The organism is Collinsella aerofaciens (assembly GCF_005845035.1).
GTDB classification, from domain to species: Bacteria; Actinomycetota; Coriobacteriia; order Coriobacteriales; family Coriobacteriaceae; genus Collinsella; species Collinsella aerofaciens_I.
In genome coordinates, this window is the sequence record NZ_SPFO01000035.1 from 1 (window position 1) to 4,663 (window position 4,663).

The 4,663-nt window shown below is 59.7% G+C and carries 4 protein-coding genes; 1 reads left to right on the forward strand and 3 read right to left on the reverse strand.

The window, feature by feature from the left end:
- Window positions 1-201: 201 nt before the first annotated feature.
- The 3 genes from FGQ67_RS09850 to FGQ67_RS09860 form a co-directional block, all read right to left on the reverse strand.
- Window positions 202-1,602 (reverse strand): phosphoglucomutase/phosphomannomutase family protein, encoded by a 1,401-nt coding sequence (locus FGQ67_RS09850; protein WP_138341761.1) that lies wholly within the window; start codon window positions 1,600-1,602, stop codon window positions 202-204.
- A 158-nt stretch (window positions 1,603-1,760) separates the two neighbouring features.
- Entirely contained in the window at window positions 1,761-2,654 is an 894-nt protein-coding gene (locus tag FGQ67_RS09855; protein ID WP_138341763.1) for a homocysteine S-methyltransferase family protein, read from the reverse strand.
- Window positions 2,655-2,664: 10 nt separating this feature from the next.
- Window positions 2,665-3,087: a metal-dependent transcriptional regulator gene (locus tag FGQ67_RS09860; protein WP_138341765.1), complete on the reverse strand. Its 423-nt coding sequence runs from the start codon at window positions 3,085-3,087 to the stop codon at window positions 2,665-2,667.
- 120 nt (window positions 3,088-3,207) lie between these two features.
- On the opposite strand from FGQ67_RS09860, the gene pepT reads away from it, so the two are divergent.
- Entirely contained in the window at window positions 3,208-4,455 is a 1,248-nt protein-coding gene (gene pepT, locus FGQ67_RS09865) for a peptidase T (protein ID WP_138341767.1), read from the forward strand.
- Window positions 4,456-4,663: the final 208 nt, after the last annotated feature.

Consider the following 4,663-nt stretch of genomic DNA (forward strand, 5'->3'; position numbering starts at 1 on the left):
CCGGTTCTCAAGGTGCACGCCTGTGCGGCTGATCCGGTCCGACCGGGCCGCGCGGCAAGGAGATATATTGCCAGACCGGAGGGGCGTCCGGGGCGGGAATCTGGGCGTACACATTTCCTACACATCTTGGGATCCGACTAACGTTTGCCAGCCGTTACCTACCGCTCGCCGAGCATCTCTTTATATAAGGCAGTCTCATGGTTAAAGCGGATACGTCCCCCTAGCTAAAGCACAGCCAGCATCGAGCAACTCATCACGTTCTTCCACCGAGAACCCCTCGGCGTAGACGCGCACCACTGGTTCGGTCCCGCTAGGACGGACCAGCAGCCATGTGTCATCCTCGAATGCCAAACGCAATCCATCCATATGACTAACGTTTTGCGGCACCTTGCCACAAATCGACTTGGGGTTTACGCCCGGCAGCAGGGTTCGTAACGTTTCGGCATCTTCGGCCTCAAGGCGTAAATCGCGTCGACCGTAACTCGTCTTACCAAAACTGTCCTCGAGTTGGTCGACCAGAACGCCCAAAGGCGCGTCCGTCTTTGCCATAAGCTCACACAGAATCAGACAGGCGAGGATTCCATCGCGCTCGGGCATATGCGCGGCGATGCCGATACCACCGGCTTCTTCGCCGCCTATGAGGACGCCGCCCTTCTTCATCTCCGCCGCTATATATTTGAAACCGACTGGTTTGACGGTCACGCGGCAGCCAAGCGCCTCGGCAATGCGACGCACGAGCGTCGAGCATGAAAGGTTGACGACGACGCGCCCCTCCAAGTTACGAAATTGAACTAAGTCGCCCAAAACGAGCGCCATGATCTGATGCGGATGTATATATCTGCCGCGCTCGTCAACCGCGCCGATACGGTCGGCGTCGCCGTCGGTCACCAGGCCAGCGCAAGCTCCGTCCTCGATAACCGTGCGCTCGCAAGCGTCCACCCAAGGCTCAACGGGGTCGGGGCAGATATCTTCTTGGTCAGACGCCTGCCCGGCGTGAATCTCGTGCACCTCAACGCCAAGCTCGCGCAGCAAGTCAGCTAGATAGCCCTGGGCTGCGCCGCCCATGGGATCAACAACCACGCGCAGGTGCGCGGCGCGGATGGCTTCGGCATCGACAAATGATGCCACCGCCTGCATATAGTCAGGAATGATATCCGCGGTGCGATATTGCCCCTCGATCCCCATTGGCTCGGGAGCCATGGCCTCTTCGAGCTCTTCGATGACATCCTGGTTGGCGGTCGAGCCGTCACCCATGCGAATCTTGAGGCACAGATAACCCTGCGGATGATGGGACCCCGTCACCATGAGCGCGCCGCACGCCTCACCGTCATAAGCCGCCGCCCACGTAAGGGCAGGGGTCGGAACAGGTCGCGAAGCGAGCACGGCGTCCAGCCCGTGCGCTGCTAGCACGCCCGCCGCAAGCTCAGCGAACTCGCGCGCCAGGGGCCGGGTGTCGAACCCTATATATACCGTTTTGCCCGGATTGGTCTTTTGCCACAACTCGCCGACGGCATCGGCGATACGGGCAACGTTATCGGCAGTGAAGTCCTCATCGACGCGAGCGCGCCAACCGTCAGTTCCAAAATGAATTATCGCGCACACGCGCAGACACCTCACAGTGTTTGGATCATGGTACGCATGAGGTATACCCGCAACATGCACTCGGCAACCTGCCGGCACCAGCATTCACCATTTGGGCAAATGCTGCCGAGAACATGCAGGCAATAAAAAAACCGCCCCGTATGGAGCGGTTTTGCCCTTTATATATCGAGCGCCTCGGCCATCGCTGCCGTAGTGATTGCCGTGGTTCCACAGCAACTGCCCACCATTGCGGCACCGGCATGCCTCCATTCGATGCATGCGCGCGCGAAAGCTTCGGGGTTCTCGTGCCATACGGGGCCATCCTGAGTCTGGACCGGATCGCCTACGTTGGGACGCACCGTGACGGGAGTAGTCGCCGATGCAACCATCCTGGGCACCGCCGCGTTCGCAGCCGAAAGCGAACAGCAATTAACACCAACCGAGTTTGCGCCGTGTTTTTCGGCGTACAAAACGGCTGCCTCGATGTTGAGGCCATCGCCCAACAGGTCGCCTTTTTCGTCAACGACAAAACTCACCAGAACAGGCATGCCGTCGGCGGCATCTCGAGCGCCGGCAAGCATGGGCTGCAAATTACGGATAGACGTCACCGTCTCGATCAGCAGACCGTCAACGCCGGCATTGAGCAAGGCGTGCGCCTGTTCGCGCGCAATGCCTCGGATTTCACGATACTCGGCAGAGTCCTCGGCAAACCACTCAATACCGATCGGGCCCATCGAGCCCAGCAGCAGCTGAGGGTGCGCCTGGCGGGCATCGTCGACGGCCCCGCGATTGACCTCCGCCACGGACGGCGCAATCTGGTCGTGCTTGAGGGCATAGCTCGATGCCTGAAAGGTGTTGGTAATGAGCACCTGCGCGCCGGCGGCGACATACAAGCGATGGATACGAGAAACGGTCTGCGGCTCTGCCAGATTCCAAAACGCCGGTGGAATGTCGGCGGCATCGTACTCACTCAACAAGACACTGCCCATGGGGCCCTGCGCCAACAAGGTCTCGCTCGACAAGCGGCGCGCAAGTTCCTCGGCACCAAAGCGGTTGTAATAACTCGTATCCATATATATCCCGCTATTCCTCGACGCTGATTCCCTGCTTTTCGAGATAGGCGAGCCAGCGGCTCATCGTGTCCTCGGATAGCGCATGCTCCATCATGCAGGCCTCGGAATCGGCTCGCTCAAATTCGACACCGAGCTCCTGAACCAAAAACGTGCGGATGAGGCGATGACGGTACCAGATAGCCGTGCCAACCTCGCGGCCGCGATCGGTCAGGACTACCTTGCCGTAGTGCGATTGCTCGACAAGCTCGGATGCCTTGAGCGCCGAAACCGCTTTATTGACCGATGCCTTGGAGACGCCAAGGCGCTGCGCGATGTCGACCGATCGAACGCCGTTGGTTTCCCCCTCTTCGCTTTCAATGCGAACCATGCACTCCAAGTAGTCTTCGTTCGCCACCGTCAGATGTAGTTCGCGCGAGCTATTTGTCGTATCCATGATCTTCCGTCCCTTCTGCATTCAATGGCTGATTCTACCCCATCCAAGCGTCGCGGTATGCCGTGGCATACCGTGCTAGAGTTCTTGTTGCACACGACGACCAAGATTGGAGCGGTCTTTATGGAAAACACCACCACGAACCCCGATGTCCTCGAGCGCTTTTTGCGCTACGTCCAGATCAACACGCAGTCCGAGGATGCAAACTGCGACCAGGTACCCTCGAGCGCCGTTCAGTTTGACCTTGCCAACGTGCTGGCTGAAGAGCTGCGCGAGCTTGGTGCGGAAGATGCCCACGTGACCGAGCACGCCTATGTCTGCGCGCATATCCCCGCAAGTGCGGGCGCTGAGGACAAGCCCGCCCTGGGCCTGATTGCCCATCTCGACACCACCGAAGTTGCACCGGGCGCCGGCGTGAAGCCGCATATCGTACACTACGAAGGCGGCGACCTGGTCTGTGGCACGGTTGACGGTAAGCCCGTTGCCATGAGTACCGCCAAGCTTCCCGCCCTGAACGACCTCGCGGGTGAGGACTTGGTCTGCAGCGATGGCACCACGCTGCTGGGCGCAGACGACAAGGCGGGCGTCGCTGAGATCATGTCGCTTGTCGCGCGTATCGCTCAGGACCCTTCTCTGCCCCATCCCGCACTCGGCATTTGCTTCTGCCCTGACGAGGAGATCGGCCACGGAGCCGAGCTGTTGGATATCGATACCTTTGGCTGCAAGTACGCCTACACGGTCGACGGCGGCCCCATCGGCGAACTGGAGTGGGAGTGCTTTAACGCCGCCGAGGCGACCGTCCGCTTTGAGGGCCAGTCCATCCACCCGGGCGACGCTAAGGGCCGTATGGTCAACGCAGGCAATCTGTTCTGCGACTTCAACGCGTTGCTCCCCTACGCGCAGCGCCCGGAGTATACGGAAGGCTACGAGGGCTTTTATCACCTTGAGGGTGTATCTGCGACCGTCGATCACGCCACAGCGCGCTATATCGTCCGCGACCATGACGCCGCCAAGTTCCAGCAGAAACTCGACCTTATTGATGCCGCCGCCTCGATGCTCAACCAGCGTCTGGGTGAGGAGCGCGTGACGGTCGAGATTAAGCAGCAGTATCGAAATATGGCCGAGATCGTTCGTGACTATCCCGAGCTTATTGATGTTGCCAAGGAAGCCTACCTTGCCTGCGGCGTTGAGCCCCAAGTGCTGCCGATTCGTGGCGGCACCGACGGCGCTCAGCTGTCGTTCCGCGGTCTGCCCTGCCCCAACCTTTCCACCGGCGGCTATTGCTACCACGGCGTCAACGAGTTCGTCCCGGTCAGTTCGCTCGTCAAGATGACCGACGTGCTCCAGGAGCTCGTCGCCCGCTTTGCATAAGCCTGGCTGCACAAGTCCAAAAGACGAATCGCCCCGTCCTCAACCAAGAACGGGGCGATTTTTTTTGCTGCAATGAGAACAGGTTGACGCACGCCAGCCTCTTAACGCAAGGAGTGTCCCAAACTGCCGGTACAGACGATATGAGCAGGACATAAAAACATTGAGAGCCCCTGCTGCATGAAAGACCGCGGATTAGGCCGACAATGGT

Excerpts from the sequence above, each read along its gene's own strand:
- FGQ67_RS09855 (WP_138341763.1), bottom strand. The coding sequence starts at position 2,654 with ATGGATACGAGTTATTACAACCGCTTTGGTGCCGAGGAACTTGCGCGC.
- pepT (WP_138341767.1), top strand. The coding sequence starts at position 3,208 with ATGGAAAACACCACCACGAACCCCGATGTCCTCGAGCGCTTTTTGCGC.
- FGQ67_RS09860 (WP_138341765.1), bottom strand. The coding sequence starts at position 3,087 with ATGGATACGACAAATAGCTCGCGCGAACTACATCTGACGGTGGCGAAC.